Here is a 21,789-nt window from a genome sequence, read left to right on the forward strand (position 1 = left end):
TTACGGAAAGGGTCACTATGAGCCAGCTGATTGAAGTCGCTACCGCCGACGATGCCGAAGAAATTTTTGCTCTGTTGCAGCGCGCCTATGCGGCGCTGGTGGCGCTGGATGTGCATTTCACCATTTCGCAGGGCAACGTCGAGCAGGTTCGCCGCGTTATCGAACAGGAAACCGTGCTGGTGCTGCGCAAGTGGAAACGCGCGGTCGCCACCGTCACGGTGCGTTTTCCGTGGCAGCAGGATGAACATGCGCCCTCATCGTGGCCTTTCATCCACTGGTTCGCCGTCGATCCCGATTACAAAGGGCAGGGTTACGGCCGCGACATCATCACCTATGCCGAAGAGACACTGCTGAAGCAGACGCTAAAAGCACCGGGCGTCTATCTGGCCACTGCCACCAAACATCCGTGGCTGAGCGAGCTCTATTTGCGTCGTGGCTATCAACCTTTCCATCACCGCATTAATCCATTAGGCGAGGCGCTGGTGTTTCTGAAAAAGGAATTTACCCCGCCAGCCGAGCAACCCGTCGCCAAAATCGCCTGAATAACCAAAAAAGCACCTGCAACGTTGAGGGATCTTATGCAAGCGAATTCATTCACTCTCGCGCTGGGTGTGGTCTGCCTGCCGGAAGCGCGTCGTTATCTGGCTCAGCCCTCACTCATCAGGAGGCGAAGATGAGTCTGGAAAGCATTGTCACGCGCACGCCACGCGCACCTCGGCCATTGATGTGGCGCAGCGACCTAACGCGCCGTATCGTCAGCCGCCTGTTGGGCGGCGTACTGGTGCTGTGGGCAGCGGTTTCGCTGGCGTTTCTCGGCGTGCATCTGGCACCAGGCGATATCGTCAGCCTGCTGATTGGCGAACAGCTGCGCACGCCGGCGATTGAAGCAGCGATCCGCGCTGAATGGGGCTTGAACGAGCCGCTGTGGTGGCAATATCTGCACTATATGTGGCGTGTGCTGCACGGCGATTTTGGCCGCTCCTACATGCTCAATACTGAAGTCAGCCATCTGCTGGCGACGCAGCTGTGGCCCACCATCAAACTGACGCTGGCAGCGCTGCTGGTCAGCATCCTGTTTGCGGTGGCGATTGCCGTCGGCACCGCACATCGCCGCATCGGACGCCGCATCGCCAACGGTTTTGAACTGCTGTTGGCCTCCACGCCATCGTTCTGGATGGGCATTGTGCTGCTGTTTATTTTCAGCTTTACGCTGCGCTGGTTCCCGGTGGCGGGCGATCGCTCGCTGTCGTCGCTGGTGCTGCCGGCGCTGGCGCTTGGGCTGGCGCAGGGCGCCGTAATTGCCCAGCTGCTGCGCCGCGAACTGGAGCGCGCGCTGGATGCGCCGTTCACCCTGACGCTGCGTGCGTGGGGCGTGGGTGAAACCACCATTCGGCTGCGTCACGCGCTGCGGCATGCGGCGCTGCCAGCGGTGACCTTAACCGGCTGGCTGGTGGGCGGCTTGCTCAGCGGCGCGGTGATCACCGAGCAGGTGTTTGGTCGTCCCGGCCTCGGTAAATTAACGGTGGATGCGGTGCTGGCGCAGGATCTGCCGGTGGTGTTGGCGGTGGCGATTCTGTCGGCGCTGATTTACGTGGTGATGAGCACCGTAGTCGACATCCTGTCGCTGTGGATCGATCCGCGCCTGCGTGGGGAAACGAAATCATGATTGCCGCGCTGCAACGTCACCCTGTTTCACTGCCCGCCGCCGTGTGGGCTGCCATTCTGTTTCTTATTGTCTTAGCTATCGCGGTGATTGCGCCGCAGTGGCTGGCGCACAGCGATCCGCTGCTGGCCGATCCGGTCAATGCTCAATTGCCGCCTTCGGCGCAGCACTGGCTTGGCACCGATCAGCTGGGACGCGATCTGTTAACGCGAGTGATTTACGGCAGCCGCTATTCGCTGCTGATCAGCGTGGCGGCGATGGCGCTGGCGGTAGTGTTTGGCACCTTGCTTGGGCTGGTGGCTGCGCTGGCGCGTGGCGTGGTAGATGAGCTGCTCAGCCGTGCGGTGGATGTGATTTCCGCCTTTCCCGATCTGCTGCTGGCGCTGATGCTCATCGCCTTCACCGGGCCCGGCACCAATAACCTGATTATCGCGCTCGGTGTGGCTTCGGTGCCGCGTTTTGCCCGTGTGGTGCGCGCACAAACCTACAGCGTGATGACCTCTGGCTACGTTGAGCAGGCGCGTACTTTTGGCCTGTCGCGCTTCACGCTGATTACGCGCCACATTCTGCCGCACGCCATTGCGCAGGTCCCGGCACTGGCCACGCTCGGACTTGGCACCGCGATTATCGGCACCGCCGGATTAAGTTTCCTCGGCATGGGGCCGCAGCCGCCAACCGCGGAATGGGGCCTGATGCTGGCGGAAGGGCGCAACTATCTGCGTAATGCCTGGTGGATTGCGGTGTGGCCGGGCGTGTTTATCACGCTGACGGTGATTGCGGTTAACACGCTGGGCCGTTACTGGCAGGCACGTTTTGAAGGGCGTTCAACATGAGTCAGCCATTTATTGATATCCATAATCTCTCGATTCGCTTCGGTCCACAGCAAGTCGTGAAGAATCTCAGCCTGCAGGTGGCGGCGGGAGAATCAGTGGCGCTGGTCGGGGAATCTGGTTCCGGCAAAACCCTCACCGCGCGCAGCCTGCTCGGCCTGCTGCCGGAAGGGGCCATCGTCACTGCCGATCGTTTTACCATCGACGGACGCGATATGCGCCATGCCAGCCGCAGCGACTGGCGTGCGCTGCGCGGTCGCCGCATTGGCTACGTATTGCAAGACGCGCTGGTGTCGCTCGATCCGCTGCGCCGCATTGGTCAGCAGTTGGGCGATGCGTTAAGCGCCGCCGGCCATCGCGGCAATCTGCACGATAAAAGCATCGAGTTGTTACAGGCTGCGGGCATTCACGATGCGGAGAGCCGACTGGAACGTTATCCGCATCAGCTTTCGGGCGGCCAGCGTCAGCGTGCGCTGATTGCCACCGCGCTGGCGGGGACGCCGACGTTATTGATTGCCGATGAACCGACCACCGCGCTGGACATGACGGTGCAGCGCCAGATTCTGCAGCTGCTGGCGCAGAGGCGGCGTGACGGCCACGGCCTGCTGCTGATCAGTCACGATTTGGCGGTGGTGGCGGAGCTGGCCGATCGCGTGCTGGTGATGCGCGATGGCGAAGTGGTGGAGCAGGGCCACAGCGGCCCGCTGCTGCAACGTCCACAACACGCCTGGACGCAGCGCCTGCTGCGCGCGGTGCCGACGCCCGCCACGCGCGGTTTACGGCTCAGCGCCGCCGAGCCAACGCCGCTGCCGCCACGGCCGCAACGCAGCCACGCGCCGCTGCTGGAAGGCATCGGTCTGCACAAGGCCTATGGCGATCGTCTGGTGCTGAATGACATCAACTTCACGCTGCATGCCGGCGAAACGCTTGGCGTGGTCGGTGAATCCGGCTCGGGCAAAACCTCGCTGGTGAAAGTGGTGATGGGTTTAACCGAGCCGGACAGCGGCACGCTGCTGCTGGAAGGTGAGCGCTGGGATCGTCTGCCGGAGAAAGCGCGCCGCGCCCGGCGTGCGCGCCTACAGCTGATCGCGCAAGACCCGTTCAGCTCCTTCGATCCGCGTTACACGGTGGAAAAAATCATCGGCGAAAGTCTCGATAGCGCCGGTATTTACGGCGACGCGCGGCGTCAGCGCGTGCGCCAGCTGCTGGACGAAGTGCAGCTCGGCGATCGCTTTCTGCAGCGCTATCCACAGCAGCTGTCCGGCGGCCAGCGTCAGCGCGTGGCGATTGCGCGCGCCTTTGCCCCCAATCCAGCGCTGCTGGTGGCCGATGAGCCGGTGAGCGCGCTGGATGTATCCGTGCAGGCGCAGGTGCTGGATCTACTGGCCGATATGCAGGCCGAGCACGGCACCGCGCTACTGTTTATTTCGCACGATCTCGGCGTGATCCAGCATCTGGCGGATCGTGTGCTGGTGATGCAGAACGGACAAGTGGTGGAGAGCGGGGCGCTGCAGCAGGTGTTCGCCGCGCCGCAGCATCCGTGGACGCAAAAACTGTTACAGGCGCTGCCGGCGATCCCCGACTGGCAGCCGGCAAATGCATACTAAGGAGAGCAGAATGAGTCAGACACAACGCCAGCTGCGGCTGGGCGCGATTATTCAGGGCGTATCCGGCAACATGTCGGCCTGGCGCCATCCCGATGCGGTCGCGGATGCCAGTATTAATGTGGATTACGTGCTGGATCTGGCGCGCAAAGCGGAGCAGGCGAAGATCGATTTCTTGTTCGTGGCCGACGGCTTGTACATTACGCCGCAGTCGATTCCGCACTTCCTCAATCGCTTCGAACCCATCACCTTGCTGTCGGCGCTGTCGCTGGTGACGAAACACATCGGCCTGGTCGCCACGCTCTCAACGTCCTACAGCGAACCCTTTACCGTGGCGCGGCAGTTTGCCAGCCTCGATCATCTTAGCGGCGGCCGCGTCGGCTGGAACGTGGTGACCTCGCCGCTGGAAGGCTCGGCGAAAAACTTCTCACGCAGTAGCCATCCGGAACACGATGAGCGCTATCGCGTGGCAAGCGAATATCTGCAGGTGGTGAAAGGACTGTGGGATTCGTGGGAAGGCGATGCCTTTGTGCGTGACAAGCAGAGCGGAGAATTTTTTGCTGCCGACAAGCTGCACACGCTGAACCATAAAGGCCAATACTTCTCGGTACAGGGGCCGCTAAACGTGGGGCGCTCACCGCAGGGACGGCCGATTGTGTTCCAGGCGGGCGCCTCCGAAGCGGGGAAAGCCTTTGCCGCAGAAGCTGCCGATGCCATCTACACGCGACAGGAAACGCTGGAGCAGGCGCGCGAGTTCCGCGAAGATGTGCGACGTCGGCTAGTGGCGCGCGGCCGTGATGCCGACGAGATTCGCGTGTTTCAGGGCATCAGCGTAATTATCGGGGAAACGGAACAGGACGCCGAACGGCGCTATCAGCAAACCGCCGAGCTGGTGACCATCGATAAAGCGCTGGAGTATCTTGGCCGCTACTTTGAACATCACGATTTCAGCCAATATGCACTGGATGAACCCTTTCCGGAGATTGGCGAGCTGGGCAGCAACAGCTTCCGCAGCACCACCGATAAGATTAAACAGAACGCGCGTGAACGCGGTTTGACGCTGCGTCAGGCCGCGCTGGAGGAGGCCACGCCGCGCCCGAGTTTCCTTGGCACGGCACAGCAGGTGGCGGACGGGCTGGCAAACTGGTTCCTGGCCGGCGCCACCGACGGATTTATCGTGCGCGGCGGCACGCCAACGGCGTTTGATGATTTTGTGGCGCAGGTGATTCCGCTGTTGCAGGCGCGCGGTATCTATCGCCATGAGTACGAAGGCGAGACGCTGCGGGAAAATCTCGGGCTGGACGAGCCAGAGAACCAGTTCGCGGTGCAGCGCAGAAGTCAGCAGGTGGCGTGATGTTCGCCAGGTCGCCATAAATGGCGACCCTACTGTAGGGTGCGCATTCATGCGCACCTGGACATTACAAAGCCGTTACGCCCAGCGCCGCAGCAGCATCCTTCCACGCTTTAACTTCATCATAAAACGCCCGTTCGGTGACGCTGAAGCCGCCAATCAAATTCTCATGCAGCAGATCCTGATAACGCGGATCGCTGGTCAGTTCTTGCAACGCGCTGCGCAGTTTCACCAGCGTTGCCGCATCGGTTTTGGCTGAGGTGATCAGCGGCAGTGCGGCACACAGCGGCGTTTCGCCGATGATCTCCAGCCCTGCCAGCTCGTGAGGGAAATTGCAGCGCAGCAGCGCCCAGGTGATGCAGTCGATCGCCGCGATATCCGCGTGGCCGGCACGCAGCGCCGCCAGCGATTGGCGATGACTGCCGCTAAAATGCGTCTCGCTAAAGAATTTTCCATCCTGCGCCAGCGGCGCAATCACGTAGCGCAGCGCGTTAAAGCCGGAGTGCGAATCGTTGCTGTTGCACACTGCACGTCGACCACGAAAATCGCTGAGTGTCAGGTGCTCATCTTCGCTGCGCGCCACCAGCCAACTGCGATAGCGCGGGCCGTCGCAGCCCTGTGCACTTGACTGAAAGGTGCCAACCAGCTGCACATCCGGCAGCAGTTCTACCAGCGGATAGCCGCAGGTTTGGCTCAGCAGCAGTGCGTCATCGCGCCAGTGCGGCAGTAAATCCTGCGGCCACGTGACCTCAGCCTGCACGCCGCGTTGCTGCAGCAGCGTCGTTAGCGCTGAGGTCAGGCCGATCGTCGCTTGATGATTGATGTGGTACATCGGTAACGAAATGATGGGCATTCTGTGCATCCTTATGCGTGCCCGGATGGGCAGTAACATCAACTGATTTGCGCCAGAAGCGCGCTAACCATTCGCCATAACCGGCGACGCGAAAACCGTGATTACGCTGGTGGTAGCTATCGCGATACAGCAAATAGACTTTGCGCAGGCCATACCACGGCAAACCGGGCAGATCGTGATGTACAGAATGATAGTTGAGATTGAGGAACAACAGACGCCAGGGCAGGGCAGCTTCATTATTTACCGAGCGCGCCAGCGGCTCTTCTTCAGCACGATGCTCGTAGAAAGAGCGCACCTTCGTTAGCATCAGCGCCGGGTAGCTTACCGCCAGCACGAACCACAGCGGCGAAAAGCCTTGCTGCGTCATCCAGTAAAACAGTCCGCTCAGCAGCGTGAGATGGCTGATCCACATCGCCATGGCCGGTTTATCGCGCTGGATAAAAGACGTAATGAGGGTGTTGATGGTCGTCGCCATATCAAACAGCGGACCCAGCAGTAAGCGTCCCGGAAAGGTGTTGCGCAGATGAACGATCTGCTGCTGCCATGGCTTGAGCTGTGCCCAGCGTTGCGGTGAAAGATAATAGGTTTCAGGATCGTCGTCGGGATCGGTCAGCGTGTGATTGCGGTGATGCGCCAAATGCGAATCACGATACAAACCATAGGGATACCACACCGCCAGCGGCAGGGTACCGAAGAGCTGGTTGAGGCGCGGCAAACGCGTCGGATGACCGTGAATCAGCTCGTGCTGCAGCGAAAGATACCAGGTGGTAAAGAAGATCAGCAGCAGCGTGCTGAGGGCTAACCCCAGCGTTTGCCAGTAGATGACGCAGGCAAACCAGCCGCCATAAACGACCACCATTAATAGCCACGTCGGCAGCTCGCTGCGCCACAGCCAGCTGCGCGCCAGTTGATGTACCACCTCGCGCTGTTGCGCATTGAGATAAGCCGCTGTCCCTTTACTCATGAAGAAATTGCACCTGCCAAACGGGAATATGACAGCGAAGATGATTGATCTGCGTGACGATCACAAAGAATCTCTTTTTCTTAGTTATGCAAAAAAGTTGATGATGCGCGCGAAATCTATTGGCTATCAGTCACCTCGTCTGTGGCGTAACCTTGCTGTATCGAAAACGCTCGGGCCAATGCGGCCCACGGGGAGAATTTCAACATGAAAAAAATTGGCTTTTTATCTTTCGGTCACTGGACCCCATCACCACAATCGGCCACCCGCTCCGCGCAGGATGTACTGCTGCAATCGATTGATCTCGCAGTTGCTGCTGAAGAGTTAGGCGCGGATGGCGCTTATTTCCGCGTGCATCATTTTGCACGTCAGCTTAGCTCACCGTTTCCGCTGCTGGCGGCGGTGGGGGCGCGGACTAAAAAAATCGAGATTGGTACCGGCGTGATCGATATGCGCTACGAAAATCCGCTCTATATGGCGGAAGATGCCGGTGCGGCGGATCTGATCTCCAACGGTCGTCTGCAGCTGGGTCTGAGCCGGGGTTCACCGGAGCAGGTGATTGAAGGGTATCGCTACTTTGGATTTAATCCGCAGAACGGTGAGAGCGATGCTGATATGGGGCGTCGTCACACTGAAGCGCTGCTGGAAGTGCTGCGCGGTGAAGGTTTTGCCAAGCCCAATCCACAGCCGATGTTCCCGAACCCGCCGGGCCTGCTGCGTCTTGAGCCCTTCTCAGCCGGTTTACGTGAGCGCATCTGGTGGGGATCCGGTTCCAATGCCACGTCGATTTGGGCGGCACAGCAGGGCATGAACCTGCAAAGCTCCACCCTAAAAGATGATGAAACCGGCGAACCGTTCCACGTGCAGCAGGCGAAACAGATTCGTGCCTATCGTGCAGCCTGGGAAGCCGCCGGACATCAACGCACGCCGCGCGTTTCGGTAAGCCGCAGTATTTTCGCACTGACCAACGACACCGACCGCGCCTACTTTGGCCGCAGCGGACAGGATCAGGATTCGGTTGGTTTCCTCGATGAGAAAACCCGTGCGATCTTCGGGCGCAGCTACGCCGCCGAGCCGGATAAGCTGATCCAACAGCTGGCGCAGGATGAAGGGATTGCCGAAGCCGATACGCTGCTGCTCACCATCCCGAACCAGCTGGGCGTGGATTACTGTGCGCACGTGATTGAAAGCATCCTCATCCACGTCGCACCCGAGTTGGGCTGGCGTTAAGTCTCCAGGTGCGCAGCAGTGCGCACCTGACCTGAAACTGCGCGGTCTTTTGTAGGGGCGCCATTCATGGCGACCGATTCACGCTTAACTGACGAGCACTACGCCATTCATAGCGACCCATAAAATAACCCCAATAACTCCAAATCTTGCAATGCGGAGTTATTGGGGTTATTTTTATGTTTTCAGGATGCAGTAAGGCAAGTGCATGGATAGCAGATCATTGATGGCTGAGATTAAGGCCGATGGTTGGGAACTGATACGCATTAACGGTAGCCATCACCATTTCGTCCATCCCGTAAAAAAAGGATTGGTGACGATACCGCACCCAAAAAAGGATTTGCCGATAAAAACGGTGAAAAGTATCAGGAAACAAGCCGGACTGATTGTCCATTAATTGAAAGAGGTAAATATGTTTTATCCCATTGCGATTGAAGCTGGCGATCGATCGACAGCATTTGGCGTTACCGTACCGGATTTGCCGGGCTGTTTCTCGGCCGGTGATACCTTAGAAGAAGCAGTGAAAAACGCCAAAGAGGCGATTATCGGTCATTTAGAGTTGATGGTAGAACTCGAGCAGGATATTCCGGCGGTTTCCGATCTTAAAACGCTGATGAAAGATGCGGAATATGCCGGTTATGTTTGGGTGCTGATTGATGTGGATGTCACGCGAATTCTTGGTGGGTCTGAGAAAATCAACGTTACCTTACCGAAGTTGCTGATTGATCGTATTGACCGTTGCGTAGCGACACACCCCGAATTCAAAACCCGTTCAGGTTTTCTGGCGCAGGTGGCGCTGGAACGTATTGCGAAAACCCGCTGATTAACCGGTGCGCAGCAATGCGCACCTTATTTATCAATCCGCACTCAGCTCCCACCACAGCTTATCCAGCGCGTAATAACGGTCGCGCTCAGCTGCGGGCTGGTTCAAATCGCGCTTCCACGGTTTGGCCAGAATGAAATGCAGGTTCTTCACATCCTCTTCGCGCCACATCGCACTGTGCTGGAACGGCAGGGTTTTCAGCGCGTTGTAAATATACGGCAGCGGCAGCCAGCGATTCTCGAACACTTCATTGAGTAAATCCTGCTCGGAGAACGGATAACGGCGCAGATCGCTAATCGCCGCCACTTTCTCTTGTAACCACTTAAACACCGACAAATCAGGTTTTAGCACCAGGAAACCGCCGTTCAAATAGCGATCCAACGTGGCGGGAGCCGCCTCGCCGCGATCCTGCCAGGTGTAATGACAATTCTCCGGCTGCCAGCTGGCCGGATAGCTGGCGATGTTATTTGGATTGCAGCGACAGGCGTGACATGCTGCCAACGCATGTTTGCCGAGATCGAGCGTAAACAGCTCGTCCATATTGCGCAGCACCAGCATGTCGGCATCCAGAAACACCACGCGTTCGCAGTCGACCAGCTCCCACGCGCGCAGCTTGCTCCACACTTCGCCAAACTGCGCGGAAGCGTAATGCTGCTCTAGCTCGGCATTCGGCATCAGCGGCTCCACCGGATGGATCACGCAGCCCAGCGCCTGCAGCGCTTCTCGCGTTTCCAGATCGATAGCGTCTGTCACCATCACAATCAGCGGCCAGCGCGTTTCGCTGCGTTTCAACGAGCGGTGTAGCGCTTTCACACCAATAAAATAGTCAGGCTGCGTTAACAGCGTTACCCATGCAAACATGGCTTCTCCCCTTCAAACTTAATCAAACAAAGCAGTGACATAGTCATTGCTAAAACGGCGTTGCGGATCGAGCTGGTTACGCACTTCGCGGAAGGCGTCCCATTGCGGATAGATATCGCGCCACTGGTAGCGCTGCGGATCGTAATATTTGCCCCAGTGCGGACGTCCACCTTCGGCCGCCAGCAGCTTCTCCACTTCAGTAAGAAAGTGCAGGCCATCTTCCGACAGTGAGCCATCGTCGGCGTAATACACCACAAAGCCGAAGAAGCAGGTCGCGTGCTGATACGCCGGGCTGAGCCAGGCTTCAGACGCGCCAGTACAACGCAGGATAATTGGATAGTGCATATGCGGATGGTTCTCGGCATACCACGCTTTGATCTTGCTGATAATCTGCGGCGTTTTCTCCAGCGGCACGCCGATCTCAACGTTGATTTGCGGCACCGCAATGCCGCGGCAAAATAGCTGATAGATATCGCCGCTGATGTCGGTGAAATCGCGGAAGCGCGTCACGGTGCGGAACTGCTTGCCGCCTTTGCCGTGAATCTGCGTATCGCGATGCATCTGTGCCAGCGTCTGATCGATGGTCTCATTCAGGCTGCTGTCGGTATCATCGCCGTGCTCAATCACTTCACGCTGATTGGCGTACCAGGCTTGTGACTCCGCTTCACTGGCTTCATGCGCGTTCCACACATGCATCAGGTTGTCATCGACAAACCACCAGGCTTTGCTCATCTCATACTGCTGATTCCACGCCACCAAATCCTGCTCCAGCGTATCGGCGGAGACGGCAAACTTGTGGCAGGTAAACAGGCGGAAAGGACGCGTGCGCAGCGTCACCGCGGTCACAATACCCAGCGTGCCGAGCGACACCTGCGCCGCAGCGAAATCGGGCTCGCCGCGTACCAATTCACGCACGCTGCCGTCGGCCAGCACCATGCGAATGCGCAACGCTTCATCGGCCAGCGAGCTTTGTGCCAGGCCCTGGCCGTGCGTGCCGGTTGCCATAGCCCCGGCCAGCGTTTGAACCGCAATTACGCCCGGCGAGGAGGCCAGCATGCGATCCATCTCAGTAAGCTGGCTGTAAACCTGCTCCAGCGGCGTGCCGGCGGCAAAGGTCACGCTATCAGCGTCATGCGCAATTACGCCGTTAAAGGCGCTGAGATCCAGCAGCAGATCCTGCTCATGCACCCCTAGCATGCGGCCCGGTGACAGGCGGCTGCCGAGCACGCGCACTTTGCCGTTGGCGGCGCGCAGCAGCTGTTGGAGCTCCGCCTCATTTTGCGGCTGCTGTAACTGATTGCGCTGACCAACCACCGTGTTCTGCGCCCAGTTCCACAGTGCGCTGTCCTGGTCGGTATTGTGCGTATGACGTAAGGGATAAAGGTGGGGGTCTTTGTTCACTACGGCGTTCCTTAGTCTGAGGTCTGTGACGGTCCCAAGAGTTTAAGCGTAGACCATCACAGCGAAGCCGCAGACTACGGGGCTTTGCGCACATATCGTAGCGTGGCGGTGACCGCTAACTGCCGATTACGGCGGATGCTGTCCTCCTCACTATCGTTCGGGGTGAACAGCGTATGAAAGGTGTAGCGATTGGAGACGTGGTGCACACAAATACTGCTCAGCAGACGATGCACATCAACGGTGTCGAGCTGATCGATAAACAGCCCTTGCTGCTGGCCGCGCGTCAGGATGTCATCAAGCAGATCAAGCGCGCTTTTATTCAACGCTTTGATGCGTTCAGACTGAATGATGTAGCGCCCGCGCAGCAGGTTTTCGGTACATACCAGCCGCATAAAGTCAGGATGTGAGACGTGATAATCAAAGCTAGCCTCCACCAGTTTGGTCATTGCCAGCTCAGGCTCCATTTCGGCAAGATTCAGCCCGGTTTCATGCTGACGTATTGCCTGGTATACCTGTTCAAGTACTTCAATATAGAGCTGCTCTTTGTTGCCGAAGTGATAGACCACCATGCGTTTGGTGGTTTGCGCATGATCTGCAATCTGCTCCAGACGCGCGCCCTGCATGCCGAACTCCGCGAACATTTTCAGGGCACCGGCAAGGATGCGTTTCTTAAGCCCTTCAGGGTCATTTTTCCGTTTCGTTGTAGTGTCCGACATAGCGCTCAATAACAGGTTTTTCAAAAGGGGGATGGTAACACAGCCATTTTCTCGCTTGTGACGAGGTGAGCGGCGTGCAGCTTTATGCTTTTCAGGAATAGCATTCCCGAATAAATCATAATGCAGGAATAAGCAACTGCGTATACTGCGGTCATCTGTCATTACGACAGCTTATTTTGACTCGCGCAATTATAACGATTGGGAAATATTTTATGCACACACGTCTGGCATCCGTTAAAAATAAATTCTTGTTATCCGCTGGCGCGCTGCTACTGGCCAGCGCGGCGCTATCGCCATTGTCTCTGGCCCACGCTGCCGACAAAACCTCGATTAAAGTCGGCATTATCAGCGGCGAAGATGAAGATGTTTGGCGCGAAGTGATCAAACAGGCGGCAGCCAAAGGTCTGACGGTGAAAACCGTGATTTTCAACGATTACAACCAGCCGAACGAAGCGCTGCAAAATGGCGAAGTGGATGCCAACGCCTTCCAGCATCAGCCATTCCTCAATAACCAGATCAAGGTGAATCATTACGACATTGTGCGCGTGGGTGATACCGCGGTGTGGCCGATTGGTCTCTACTCGAAGAAAGTAAAAAAGGCGGCAGAGTTGAAAGAGGGCGCGGTGATTGGCGTGCCAAACGATCCCTCTAACGAAGCGCGCGGTCTGGTGCTGCTGGAGCAGCAGGGGCTAATCAAGCTGAAGCCAGGCGTGGGTATTGCGGCCACCACCGCCGATATCACCGCGAACCCGCATCATCTGCAAATCAAAGAGCTGGATTCCGGCATCATTGGCCGTTCCGTTCCTGACCTCGACGCTGCGGTAGTGAACACCGATTGGGCGTTAAAGAGTGGCCTGACAACCGCCGATCGTATTGCCCAGGAGCCGGTAAAAGATAACCCGTACAACAACTTCATCGCGGTGAAGAAAGAGAACGTGAGCGCGCCGTGGGTGAAAACGCTGGTGGCTTCTTATCAGAACGACGCCGTGAAGACCGTGTTTGACAAAGTCTACAAGGGCACGGGCGAAACGGCCTGGTAAGGAACGAAAAAGATGACGTTATTCTCAGGAGCCGAAACCCCCTTCAGCACGTTGCAACGCGGCGTGGTCGACAGCGCGCATGACGAAGCGCAGGTAACGTTTCGCGACAGCGGCAGCGTAGTGCGCTTGCAGGGAGTATCACGTCGCTTCGGGCAAACCCGGGCGCTGCACGCTATCTCGCTGACGGTGCAGAAAGGCGAAATTCTTGGCCTGATTGGGCGCAGCGGTGCCGGTAAATCGACGCTGATTCGCTGTCTTAACGGGCTGGAACAACCTGATGAAGGCGTTATTGAAATTGAAGGCCGGAACATCACCGGCCTGTCAGAAAAGCAGCTGCAAACGGTGCGCAGCCGCGTTGGCATGGTGTTTCAGCACTTCAATTTGCTTTCGGCCAAAACCGTGGCGCAGAACGTGGCGCTGCCGCTGAAAATCGCCGGCATGGATAAAGCGCAGCGCCAGCAGCGCGTGACGGAACTGCTGGATCTGGTGGGATTAGCGGACAAAGCGCAAAGCTATCCGGCGGCGTTATCCGGTGGTCAGAAACAGCGCGTCGGCATTGCGCGCGCGCTGGCGGCGAGTCCGGCGCTGCTGCTGTGTGATGAAGCCACTTCCGCGCTCGATCCGGAAACCACGCGCTCGATTCTGGCGCTGCTCAAATCGCTTAATCAAAAACTCGGCATCACCATTTTGCTGATCACCCATGAAATGGAGGTGATCAAATCCGTGGCGCATCGCGTGGCAGTCATCAATGCCGGAGAAATCATCGAACAAGGTCCGGTGTGGCAGGTGTTTGCCCATCCGCAATCGGATCTGACCCGCACGCTGCTGCGGGGATTGCTGCCACAGCTGCCAGAAAACCTGGCCGCACGCATCAGCGATCAGAAGCAGGGCGACGCCATCTACAGCGTGCATTTTGCCGGTGACGATGCGCAGGGCGATCTGTTAACCCGCTTTGCGGCCGCGCTGCCAGGTAAATTCCGCCTGCTGCAGGGCGGTGTTGATCACATCCAGCATTACGCGGTAGTGCGTTTCTTTATTGCGCTCCCGGCGGCAAACGCGGCCGATGAGCAGCAGATTCTCAGCTGGCTGCATGCGCAGCAGGCACACGTGGAGTTGGTGGGTTATGTCGCCAGTTATGATTGATCTTTTGCTGAATGCGCTGGGTGAGACGGTATTAATGACCGTGATCTCTGGCCTGTTTTCACTGGTGGCGGGTTTGCCGCTCGGCTTGATTCTGGTGATGACCAGCCCGGGCGGGATTGCCGAACATCGCGGCGTTAATCGCGTGCTGGGGCTCATCATCAACGGCTTCCGCTCGCTGCCGTTCATTATTTTGCTGGTGGCACTGATTCCCTTCACGCGCTTCCTGGTCGGCACGTCGCTCGGCACCTGGGCGGCGATTGTGCCGCTTTCGATTACCGCGACACCTTACTTCGCGCGCGTCGCCGAAGTTTCCTTGCGCGATGTCGATCGCGGGCTGATCGATGCGGTGCGCGCCATGGGCGCCAGCAAGCTGCGCATTGTCTGGGACGTGCTGATCCCAGAAGCGCTGCCCGGCATTCTTTCGGGTTTTGTGGTGACGCTGGTGGCACTGATTGGCGCTTCGGCGATGGCCGGTGCGATTGGCGCAGGCGGATTGGGGGATTTGGCTATTCGTTACGGTTATCAGCGTTTTGAAACCTCGGTGATGATTGCGGTGATCGCGGTGCTGATTGTGCTGGTCTGCGGCATTCAGTGGGTTGGTGACCGATTGGTGCAGCGTATTGATAAGCGTCATGCCTAATCGGTGGCCATGAATGGCCACCCTACGAAGGCCGGTGCAAATTTTTGTAGGGGCGCCATTTATGGCGACCGCCGCATAGCAAAAGGAGAGTATCTATGACGCTGAATGCCCTTCAGCTCACCCTGGAAAACAGCCTCGAACAGCACAGCGCCGCCTATCTCAAGGTCTCGCAGGCGATATTCCAAAACCCGGAAACCGGCAACAACGAGTATTTCGCCAGCGAACAGCTGACGCAGCTGCTGACGGCGCAGGGCTTTGACGTCACGCGTAACGTCGCCGGACACGAAACGGCTTTTTATGCGGTAAAGACCAGCAGCAAACCCGGTCCAACTATCGCTTTTCTGGCGGAGTATGACGCGCTGATCGGCATCGGACACGCTTGCGGCCACAATCTGATTGGCACCACCAGCGTGGCTGCGGCCATCACGCTTTCCCAGGCGCTGGAGGAAACCGGCGGCCGCGTGGTGGTGCTGGGTACGCCAGCCGAAGAGGGCGGCTTAGCCGGGCCGGGCGGCCCCAAGGGCAACGTGAAGAAACGTTTTGTCGAAGCCGGATTACTGAAAGATGTCGATGTGGCGCTGATGGTGCATCCCGCCGGTAAAACGCGCTTGACTGAATCGACACTGGCGAATAATCACCTCTACTTCCACTTTTACGGCAAGCCGTCACATGCCGCCAGCGCGCCACATGAAGGTATCAATGCGCTGGATGCGCTGGTGTTGCTCTACAACGGCATCAGCGTGCTGCGTCAGCAGCTGCCGGACGGCATGCGCGTGCACGGTATCATCACCAACGGTGGCCAGGCGCCGAACGTTATCCCGGAATACGCTTCGGCGCACTACTACATCCGTGCCGACAGCCGTGAAGTGGTCGAATCGCTCGAACCACGTCTGCGCGCCATAGCCGAAGGCGTGGCGCTGGCGACCGGCGCGCGCGTTGAAATTGATCATCAAATTGGCCCGCGCGATTTCAAACTCAATCCGGCACTCGATGCGCTGCTGCTGGATGAGTTCATCGCCGCAGGCGAACAGGTCGATTTGTCACCGCAGCAGAATAAAGTCTCTACCGATGCCGGCGACATCAGCCATGCGGTGCCAACGGCGCATCCGTGGCTGAAAATCGGCCCTGACGATCTGATTTTCCACACCGTGCCGTTCCGCGAAGCCGCTAACTCAGCGCGCGGTTATCAGGCGCTGTTGATAGGTGCTCGCGTGTTAGCGCGCACCGGATTGCGCCTGCTGACCGACGCGGACGCATTAAACCATGTCAAAGCGGATTTCGCGCGACAACCATAAAGGAGAGTGTTGTGTCGCAAACCTATCGCAGAAAATTGAAAACGCTGGTCGGTGCCAGCAGCGTGATCTCCGCCGCTAACGACAGCCAGCCGGGAGTGGGGATCGCGCGTGCTATCGAACTGGCGAAGATTGCCGAACGCGAAAAAATTACCGGGCTGTTCACCGCTGATTTGCTGCAGGCCGATCCGGCGGGCTTAGCGGGCACCACCGGCACGCAGGATCCGCTGATTGCGCTCGCCGCGTTGAGCCAGGTGACGTCACACATCGGTTTGATCGCCACCGTCAGCACCAGCTGGCTGCATCCGTACAATCTGGCGCGTCAGGTCGCCACGCTCGATCACATTAGCGGCGGGCGTGCGGGCTGGAATGCGGTGACCTCCTCCGTTGGCGAGGAAAACTTTGGCGAAAGCCCGCTGCCGCCACCGCAGGAGCGCTATGCGCGCGCCACCGAATTTATCGAAGTGATGAACGCGCTGTATGACGCCAACGAGCGCGCGGCGGTGCAGCGCACCGCCAGCGGCGGCATTCGTCTCGATCATACTAAACTGCATCCGATCAACTACCGCGGTGACTATTTTCAGGTTGCCGGACCGCTTAACGTGCCGCCACCGCCGCAGCGCCGTCCGGTACAATTCCAGGCGGGACAGTCCGAGGCGGGCGTGACGCTGGGCGCGCGCTATGCCGAAGTGATTTACACCTCGCAGCCGACCTTTGAGGCCGCGCAGACGTTTGTGGCTGAGGTGCAGCAACGCGCACGACGTTTTGGTCGTGAGCATAATCCTCCACTGATCATGAATTCCTTCCACGCCATCATTGGTGAGAGCGACGCTGATGTCGCGCGTCGCCTGCGCGAAAAACATGAACGCATCAACTATGAGCAAGGACGTTTACGCGTGGCGGATATGTTAGGAGGCGAAGTGGATCTGCACGATGTGCCGCTTGACCAGCCGCTACCGGCGGCGTTGATTCCTGAAGTGACGCAGGTGCATCGTCGTCAGGGCCGTGCCGCCATCTTCCGTGGCTATGCGCTGGAAGGATTAACGCTGCGCGAGCTGATCATCAAAGCCGAAGAGACCGGCCACTGGTTTGTCGCCGGCACGCCAGCAACGCTGGCGGATGCCATCGAACAACGTTACCGGGCTGGCGTACTGGATGTGATTTCACTGCATGGCCTCGGGCAGCCGGACCAACAGGATTTGCTGCTCAACGGCCTGCTGCCGGAACTGCGCCGCCGCCAGCTGATTGATACGGATTATGTGGGCAGTGATTTCCGTAGCAGCCTTGAGCTGGCGGCGTTACCTGTGATTAATTAAGCCGATTGCGGACTTACGAGAAGGCCAGTTTGTTCCCGGTGCAGCGCTTTGTTCAGGAAGTCCGCAATTTTCTCTTCAATGTGGCTATCTATGGTGCGCAAACGGAGAAGCGGGATATCACATTTATCGAGCACTGACTGCTTCAATTGATCACGTTCCGCTTGTAGCGTTTCGGCGTGCTGACCACCGTCAACTTCAATAACGCCAAGCGGCTGTTTACCCACGCGATAATAAAGTACAAAATCGCAGCTCGCGCCTTGATTCATAAACTGCTCTTCACGCGACGTGAAGAGGCTACTCGGCGCAATAATTAACTGTTTGAGTGGAATCTGGTTATGCAGCTGGAGCGAAGAAAATTGCGCGAGTTTTAGCGCATCTTTAATTAAACGTGCGGCAATCTGCTCAGATTTATAATTTGAATCCTCAGGATTAAGTCGTGCTTTTAACGTATCAAGAGACTGGTCATACTCTTCATAAAGAAGGTCGAAAGCAGAAACGACCGGGCTTTGATAAACGTTATCGTTATCTGCATAATATTGCATATAGCGAATCAGTGCGGCGATGTGTTGGTTTTTTTGGGTAAACACATTATCACCCGTCACCAAAGTAAAATGACGTTTAGCGCGCGATACTGCCACATTAATCAGTTGCGGGTCATCAACGAATGCCAGGGATTTTGAGCTGGCTTTTTTATCGAGTACCGTCGAAAATACTATTTCATCACACTCCCGCCCTTGAAACTTATGCACGGTTGCGCTGACAAAATCCTGACCTAAATAGCCTTCAGAGAGATCAACCTGCGCATTATAAGGGGCAATAAAGCCGCGCTGAGATTGTTCCTGCCAGTCCAGAGCATTCATTGACTCGATTTCACGTAGATTACTATTATCCCGATTATGATTACCCTTAGCGGTAATCACTAAAGATAAGGCTTTTTCACCCCGATCGCGTGTCATGGCAATTAATTGATTATCGTAGAACTGTTTATTACAAAATTGAATGATTTTAGGATGACATCGGTAATGCTCTTTCAATAACGTGACAGGGAGGTTCTTGCCGTATACGCTCAAAACTGAATCCAGCAGGCTATGACGTTGGCAGTCGTAAGCTGCCTCGGGCGCTGTAATATCAAACGGTAATTTCGCCGGTACGTGTGGAAGTTGCTTGCGGTCACCGACAATCACAACATTATGCGCACATGCCAATGCAAAGACGCCGGGTAAAATATCCTGCTGCGATGCTTCGTCAATAATCACGTAATCCAGCGGGTTATCAGAGCCAACGGAACTGATAATTGAGTAAGTTGTGCTACCAATAACAGGAAAACGCTGTAAAAACGCGCTGAAGTTTCTACGGTAATTGCCTTCGTTGATCTCTTCCACCGGGGTGAGATGTTGGCTCAGATGAGCCTGTAAACAGTCATGCGAATTCTGCGAAATGGCTTTAATCACCTGCGAAACATCGCGATGAACTAATTGCTTTTCAGCATGGGCAAGCTTCTCTTTTGCCAGCGTGAGGCGCTGGCGATAGTAGTGGCGCTGTAGAGCATAGAAACAGGCCAGACGTTTTTCCGGTGTCTTAAGTGGCCGGGTATCAATAATGCCGAAGCGGAAGAACAGTGTAAAACGCTGCGCTAAGCCTATTTTCTCACGCTTCATAGATTGCAATAATGCCATCAAATCCGTGCTTTTTTGCGGTGTCAGGCGATATTTCTCAACTGGCCATCCTGAGGAAATAGAGTGGTTGCTCATCCATTGCGAGAGGTATTTTTCCTCAATTTTTAATTCCTCAATCTCGGCCAGGTAGCGTGCTTTATCACACTGCGCATGCAGATGGGATTTAATCTCAGTAACCGCTTTAGCGATCTCTTCTTTTCGCGGTGCAATATTTTTCCAGCAATTTGGCAAAGTAGGGAGTTGGGCAAAAAAATTCGCCTTGTTATCGTTGCTACCGAGTTTCGCCACCACATGCCCTAATCCATACTCTTCGAGTTTCTGATAGACATTCTCTACAGCAGCATTGTTATTGGACACAACGGCAACGCTTTTATTCTCCATAAGAATATTAGCAATAATATTAAGAATGGTTTGGGTTTTTCCGGTGCCTGGAGGACCTTCAATGACGGAAAGTTGCGAACTAAATGCCTGCTCTACGGCCTGTATTTGGCTGTGATTCATGCCAAACGGGTAGATTAGCTGAGGTGAAAAATTGCGCCTGGCATTATTGCCCGCGAGGTAAGCATGTAAAGCAGTATCATTTATCGGAATGATTTTCGATAGTTGATTGGCCAGGTTTTCAGCAATCACCGTTTGATCGGTGGAAGCACTTTTGACGCGAGCCTGTGCCATTTCGACCAGATAGGAAAATAACGCTTTATCTTTATAGTCCGCAGGGTGATAAATTTCCGCCTTATCAGCCATCATGAGGTAGCGATAGCTATTACCGGGGTAGGTGTAAAGTACATATTTATTACCGACCATCACGGCATTTTCAATTTTCTGAAATGTAGTGGTGCCTTTCTTACGCAATAGCGTACCGCTAATAGGGCTAATTGGCTCAATTTGGCATTCAGTGAATGGCCACGAATACGATTTACCGGAGTGAAAAATCCCTTTAAGTTCCAATTGCTTATTATTATTGTATTTCAACTTCCAGTCTTTAAGTTGAGCGGTGCGGTCTTCACCGTTCACTATGATCGTCGTCATTTCCCCATCCATGAGTAGCGTTAATGATTGAAGGACTATAACCGCAGACGTGATGTGGGTGAAGTTTTCTCAGCCATTCTTTCTTATGACTCTTCTGGAACCCGTCTCCACACTTTGCTTCAAGCTTAATGCACCATTTTCCACATCTATGCACACTCCACTTATCGCTTTACACCTATATAGCATTTGACCTATATTGACAAGGAGGCATTGTGTGGAAGATAGAGACAACCGACAGATTTGATCGCTGGCTAATGTCGCTTGATGATGTTGACCGGGCTTGTGTACTGGCAAGCCTTATCGTTTTGCGAGAAAAAGGTCCCGCTGGCCGAGCGAGAATTTGCCAGGTATTTAGATAACAAGAGATGAAAAGGAGAGAGGCGATGGGCAGAACGCTAGAACAGATCCTCGCTGATGAAAAGCCTGAAGTGGTTGCCTGTGCCAAGGCTCTGGCGGAAGAGACCTTGCTCAACATTCATTTAGCGGAGCTGCGTGAGAAAGTGCAGAAAACCCAAGTGGAAATGGCGCAGGCGCTCAACATCAAACAACCTACCGTTGCGGGCATGGAAAAGCCGGGCCGCGACCTTAAGCTTTCTACGCTGAAGCGCTATATCGAAGCGGCGGGTGGAAAATTGCGGGTGGATATCGAATTACCAGACGGTTCGCATTACGAATTTGTGGTGTAACCATCAGCAAGTTATGTTCTGAAATCCCTTAAGGTGCGCATTTATGCGCACCATGAAGGTGGTCGCCATAAAGTTACGACCTTACTAAGTGCATAAAACACAAAAGCCCGCTCAGGTTTCCCTGAGCGGGCTTTTTAAATTTGGCTCCTCTGACTGGACTCGAACCAGTGACATACGGATTAACAGTCCGCCGTTCTACCGACTGAACTACAGAGGAATCGTGTGAACGAGGCGCATATTAGCGATGCCGATCCCCATTGTCAAAGCCCGACTGCACACTTCTGGTTTAAGTGCGCGTAAAAGCAGCGGAATGACGCTTTTTTGCCTTGAACGATCAGATTCTAAACTGCCAACAGGATCTCACTTTAAACGCAATTCCTTTGAGATGTTAGAGGCGTGTCAAAGTTTTGTTATTTGCCGATTTTAAAACAATCGTTTCAGTGCTTTTATGATGAAAGTTTCAAATGTGGAGTGGATGAAATAAATGAACTGCTCATCACCACCTGCGAAACGCGCGCAGGCAGCTAAAACAGAATTGAGAAAATAACACATTGATAATTATTAGGTTGTAATAAACAGATGCAGTAAGCCAATAGCGTTAGACCAGAAGCCTTACCTCTACAACCACAAAAAAAACGCCAGCGATGTTGAGTGAATGTAAAAGATATTTTTCATTC

At 55.8% G+C, this 21,789-nt stretch carries 20 protein-coding genes, 1 tRNA gene and 1 pseudogene; 15 read left to right on the forward strand and 7 right to left on the reverse strand.

What is annotated here, in order from left to right; genetic code table 11:
• Nucleotides 1-17 precede the first annotated feature (17 nt).
• From AAGR08_RS06175 to AAGR08_RS06195, 5 genes are all read left to right on the forward strand, one after another.
• Entirely contained in the window at nucleotides 18-542 is a 525-nt protein-coding gene (locus tag AAGR08_RS06175) for a GNAT family N-acetyltransferase (protein WP_345829104.1), read from the forward strand.
• Between the two features lie 131 nt (nucleotides 543-673).
• The gene (locus AAGR08_RS06180) at nucleotides 674-1,666 is read left to right on the forward strand and encodes an ABC transporter permease (RefSeq protein WP_345829105.1); all 993 of its coding nucleotides are present in this window, start codon (nucleotides 674-676) and stop codon (nucleotides 1,664-1,666) included.
• Nucleotides 1,663-2,496: an ABC transporter permease gene (locus tag AAGR08_RS06185; RefSeq protein ID WP_345829106.1), complete on the forward strand. Its 834-nt coding sequence runs from the start codon at nucleotides 1,663-1,665 to the stop codon at nucleotides 2,494-2,496. Before AAGR08_RS06180 ends, AAGR08_RS06185 begins: the two co-directional genes overlap by 4 nt.
• A complete protein-coding gene (locus tag AAGR08_RS06190; protein WP_345829107.1) occupies nucleotides 2,493-4,100 on the forward strand; it encodes an ABC transporter ATP-binding protein in 1,608 nt (535 codons plus the stop codon). The genes AAGR08_RS06185 and AAGR08_RS06190 overlap by 4 nt, the downstream gene beginning before the upstream one ends.
• 10 nt (nucleotides 4,101-4,110) lie before the next feature.
• Nucleotides 4,111-5,451, forward strand: a complete 1,341-nt coding sequence (locus AAGR08_RS06195; protein ID WP_345829109.1) for an LLM class flavin-dependent oxidoreductase — start codon at nucleotides 4,111-4,113, stop codon at nucleotides 5,449-5,451.
• A 64-nt stretch (nucleotides 5,452-5,515) separates the two neighbouring features.
• Here AAGR08_RS06195 and AAGR08_RS06200 read toward each other — a convergent pair whose 3' ends face one another.
• Complete coding sequence (locus tag AAGR08_RS06200) at nucleotides 5,516-6,301, reverse strand: PhnD/SsuA/transferrin family substrate-binding protein (protein ID WP_345829111.1); 786 nt, start codon at nucleotides 6,299-6,301, stop codon at nucleotides 5,516-5,518.
• A complete protein-coding gene (locus AAGR08_RS06205; RefSeq protein WP_345829113.1) occupies nucleotides 6,198-7,265 on the reverse strand; it encodes a fatty acid desaturase in 1,068 nt (355 codons plus the stop codon). Before AAGR08_RS06205 ends, AAGR08_RS06200 begins: the two co-directional genes overlap by 104 nt.
• A gap of 204 nt (nucleotides 7,266-7,469) precedes the next feature.
• Between AAGR08_RS06205 and AAGR08_RS06210 the strand changes: the two genes are divergently transcribed.
• From AAGR08_RS06210 to AAGR08_RS06220, 3 genes are all read left to right on the forward strand, one after another.
• The gene (locus tag AAGR08_RS06210) at nucleotides 7,470-8,492 is read left to right on the forward strand and encodes an LLM class flavin-dependent oxidoreductase (RefSeq protein ID WP_345829115.1); all 1,023 of its coding nucleotides are present in this window, start codon (nucleotides 7,470-7,472) and stop codon (nucleotides 8,490-8,492) included.
• A 205-nt stretch (nucleotides 8,493-8,697) separates the two neighbouring features.
• The gene (locus tag AAGR08_RS06215) at nucleotides 8,698-8,886 is read left to right on the forward strand and encodes a type II toxin-antitoxin system HicA family toxin (RefSeq protein ID WP_097096781.1); all 189 of its coding nucleotides are present in this window, start codon (nucleotides 8,698-8,700) and stop codon (nucleotides 8,884-8,886) included.
• A 15-nt stretch (nucleotides 8,887-8,901) separates the two neighbouring features.
• Entirely contained in the window at nucleotides 8,902-9,312 is a 411-nt protein-coding gene (locus tag AAGR08_RS06220) for a type II toxin-antitoxin system HicB family antitoxin (RefSeq protein ID WP_345829117.1), read from the forward strand.
• A gap of 33 nt (nucleotides 9,313-9,345) precedes the next feature.
• Here AAGR08_RS06220 and AAGR08_RS06225 read toward each other — a convergent pair whose 3' ends face one another.
• The 3 genes from AAGR08_RS06225 to AAGR08_RS06235 all read right to left on the reverse strand — a co-directional run bounded on the left by AAGR08_RS06225 (nucleotide 9,346) and on the right by AAGR08_RS06235 (nucleotide 12,290).
• A complete protein-coding gene (locus AAGR08_RS06225; RefSeq protein ID WP_345829119.1) occupies nucleotides 9,346-10,173 on the reverse strand; it encodes a glycosyltransferase family 8 protein in 828 nt (275 codons plus the stop codon).
• Between the two features lie 18 nt (nucleotides 10,174-10,191).
• The gene (locus AAGR08_RS06230) at nucleotides 10,192-11,574 is read right to left on the reverse strand and encodes a D-arabinono-1,4-lactone oxidase (RefSeq protein ID WP_345829121.1); all 1,383 of its coding nucleotides are present in this window, start codon (nucleotides 11,572-11,574) and stop codon (nucleotides 10,192-10,194) included.
• Nucleotides 11,575-11,648: 74 nt separating this feature from the next.
• Entirely contained in the window at nucleotides 11,649-12,290 is a 642-nt protein-coding gene (locus AAGR08_RS06235; RefSeq protein ID WP_345829123.1) for a TetR family transcriptional regulator, read from the reverse strand.
• A 212-nt stretch (nucleotides 12,291-12,502) separates the two neighbouring features.
• Between AAGR08_RS06235 and AAGR08_RS06240 the strand changes: the two genes are divergently transcribed.
• From AAGR08_RS06240 to AAGR08_RS06260, 5 genes are all read left to right on the forward strand, one after another.
• Nucleotides 12,503-13,330, forward strand: a complete 828-nt coding sequence (locus AAGR08_RS06240) for a MetQ/NlpA family lipoprotein (protein ID WP_097096785.1) — start codon at nucleotides 12,503-12,505, stop codon at nucleotides 13,328-13,330.
• 12 nt (nucleotides 13,331-13,342) lie between these two features.
• Nucleotides 13,343-14,473: an ATP-binding cassette domain-containing protein gene (locus tag AAGR08_RS06245; RefSeq protein ID WP_345829125.1), complete on the forward strand. Its 1,131-nt coding sequence runs from the start codon at nucleotides 13,343-13,345 to the stop codon at nucleotides 14,471-14,473.
• On the forward strand, nucleotides 14,454-15,113 hold the full coding sequence (locus tag AAGR08_RS06250) for a methionine ABC transporter permease (protein WP_345829127.1): 660 nt from the start codon (nucleotides 14,454-14,456) through the stop codon (nucleotides 15,111-15,113). The genes AAGR08_RS06245 and AAGR08_RS06250 overlap by 20 nt, the downstream gene beginning before the upstream one ends.
• 95 nt (nucleotides 15,114-15,208) lie before the next feature.
• Nucleotides 15,209-16,408 carry a M20 family metallopeptidase gene (locus AAGR08_RS06255; RefSeq protein WP_345829129.1) on the forward strand — a complete coding sequence of 400 codons (1,200 nt, stop codon included), beginning with the start codon at nucleotides 15,209-15,211 and terminating at the stop codon, nucleotides 16,406-16,408.
• A gap of 11 nt (nucleotides 16,409-16,419) precedes the next feature.
• Entirely contained in the window at nucleotides 16,420-17,721 is a 1,302-nt protein-coding gene (locus tag AAGR08_RS06260; protein ID WP_345829131.1) for an NtaA/DmoA family FMN-dependent monooxygenase, read from the forward strand.
• Here AAGR08_RS06260 and AAGR08_RS06265 read toward each other — a convergent pair.
• Nucleotides 17,718-20,426, reverse strand: a complete 2,709-nt coding sequence (locus AAGR08_RS06265; RefSeq protein ID WP_345829133.1) for an AAA domain-containing protein — start codon at nucleotides 20,424-20,426, stop codon at nucleotides 17,718-17,720. The two genes, AAGR08_RS06260 and AAGR08_RS06265, sit on opposite strands and share 4 nt — an antisense overlap.
• 212 nt (nucleotides 20,427-20,638) lie before the next feature.
• On the opposite strand from AAGR08_RS06265, the pseudogene AAGR08_RS06270 reads away from it, so the two are divergent.
• Nucleotides 20,639-20,749, forward strand: a pseudogene (locus tag AAGR08_RS06270) (diaminopimelate decarboxylase); the annotation flags it as partial.
• 60 nt (nucleotides 20,750-20,809) lie between these two features.
• Nucleotides 20,810-21,112, forward strand: a complete 303-nt coding sequence (locus tag AAGR08_RS06275; protein WP_097096792.1) for a helix-turn-helix domain-containing protein — start codon at nucleotides 20,810-20,812, stop codon at nucleotides 21,110-21,112.
• Nucleotides 21,113-21,253: 141 nt separating this feature from the next.
• Here AAGR08_RS06275 and AAGR08_RS06280 read toward each other — a convergent pair.
• Nucleotides 21,254-21,329 (reverse strand) — tRNA-Asn (locus tag AAGR08_RS06280).
• Between the last annotated feature and the right edge of the window lie 460 nt (nucleotides 21,330-21,789).

This window comes from Pantoea sp. BRR-3P (genome assembly GCF_039621635.1).
Lineage (GTDB): Bacteria > Pseudomonadota > Gammaproteobacteria > Enterobacterales > Enterobacteriaceae > Pantoea > Pantoea floridensis.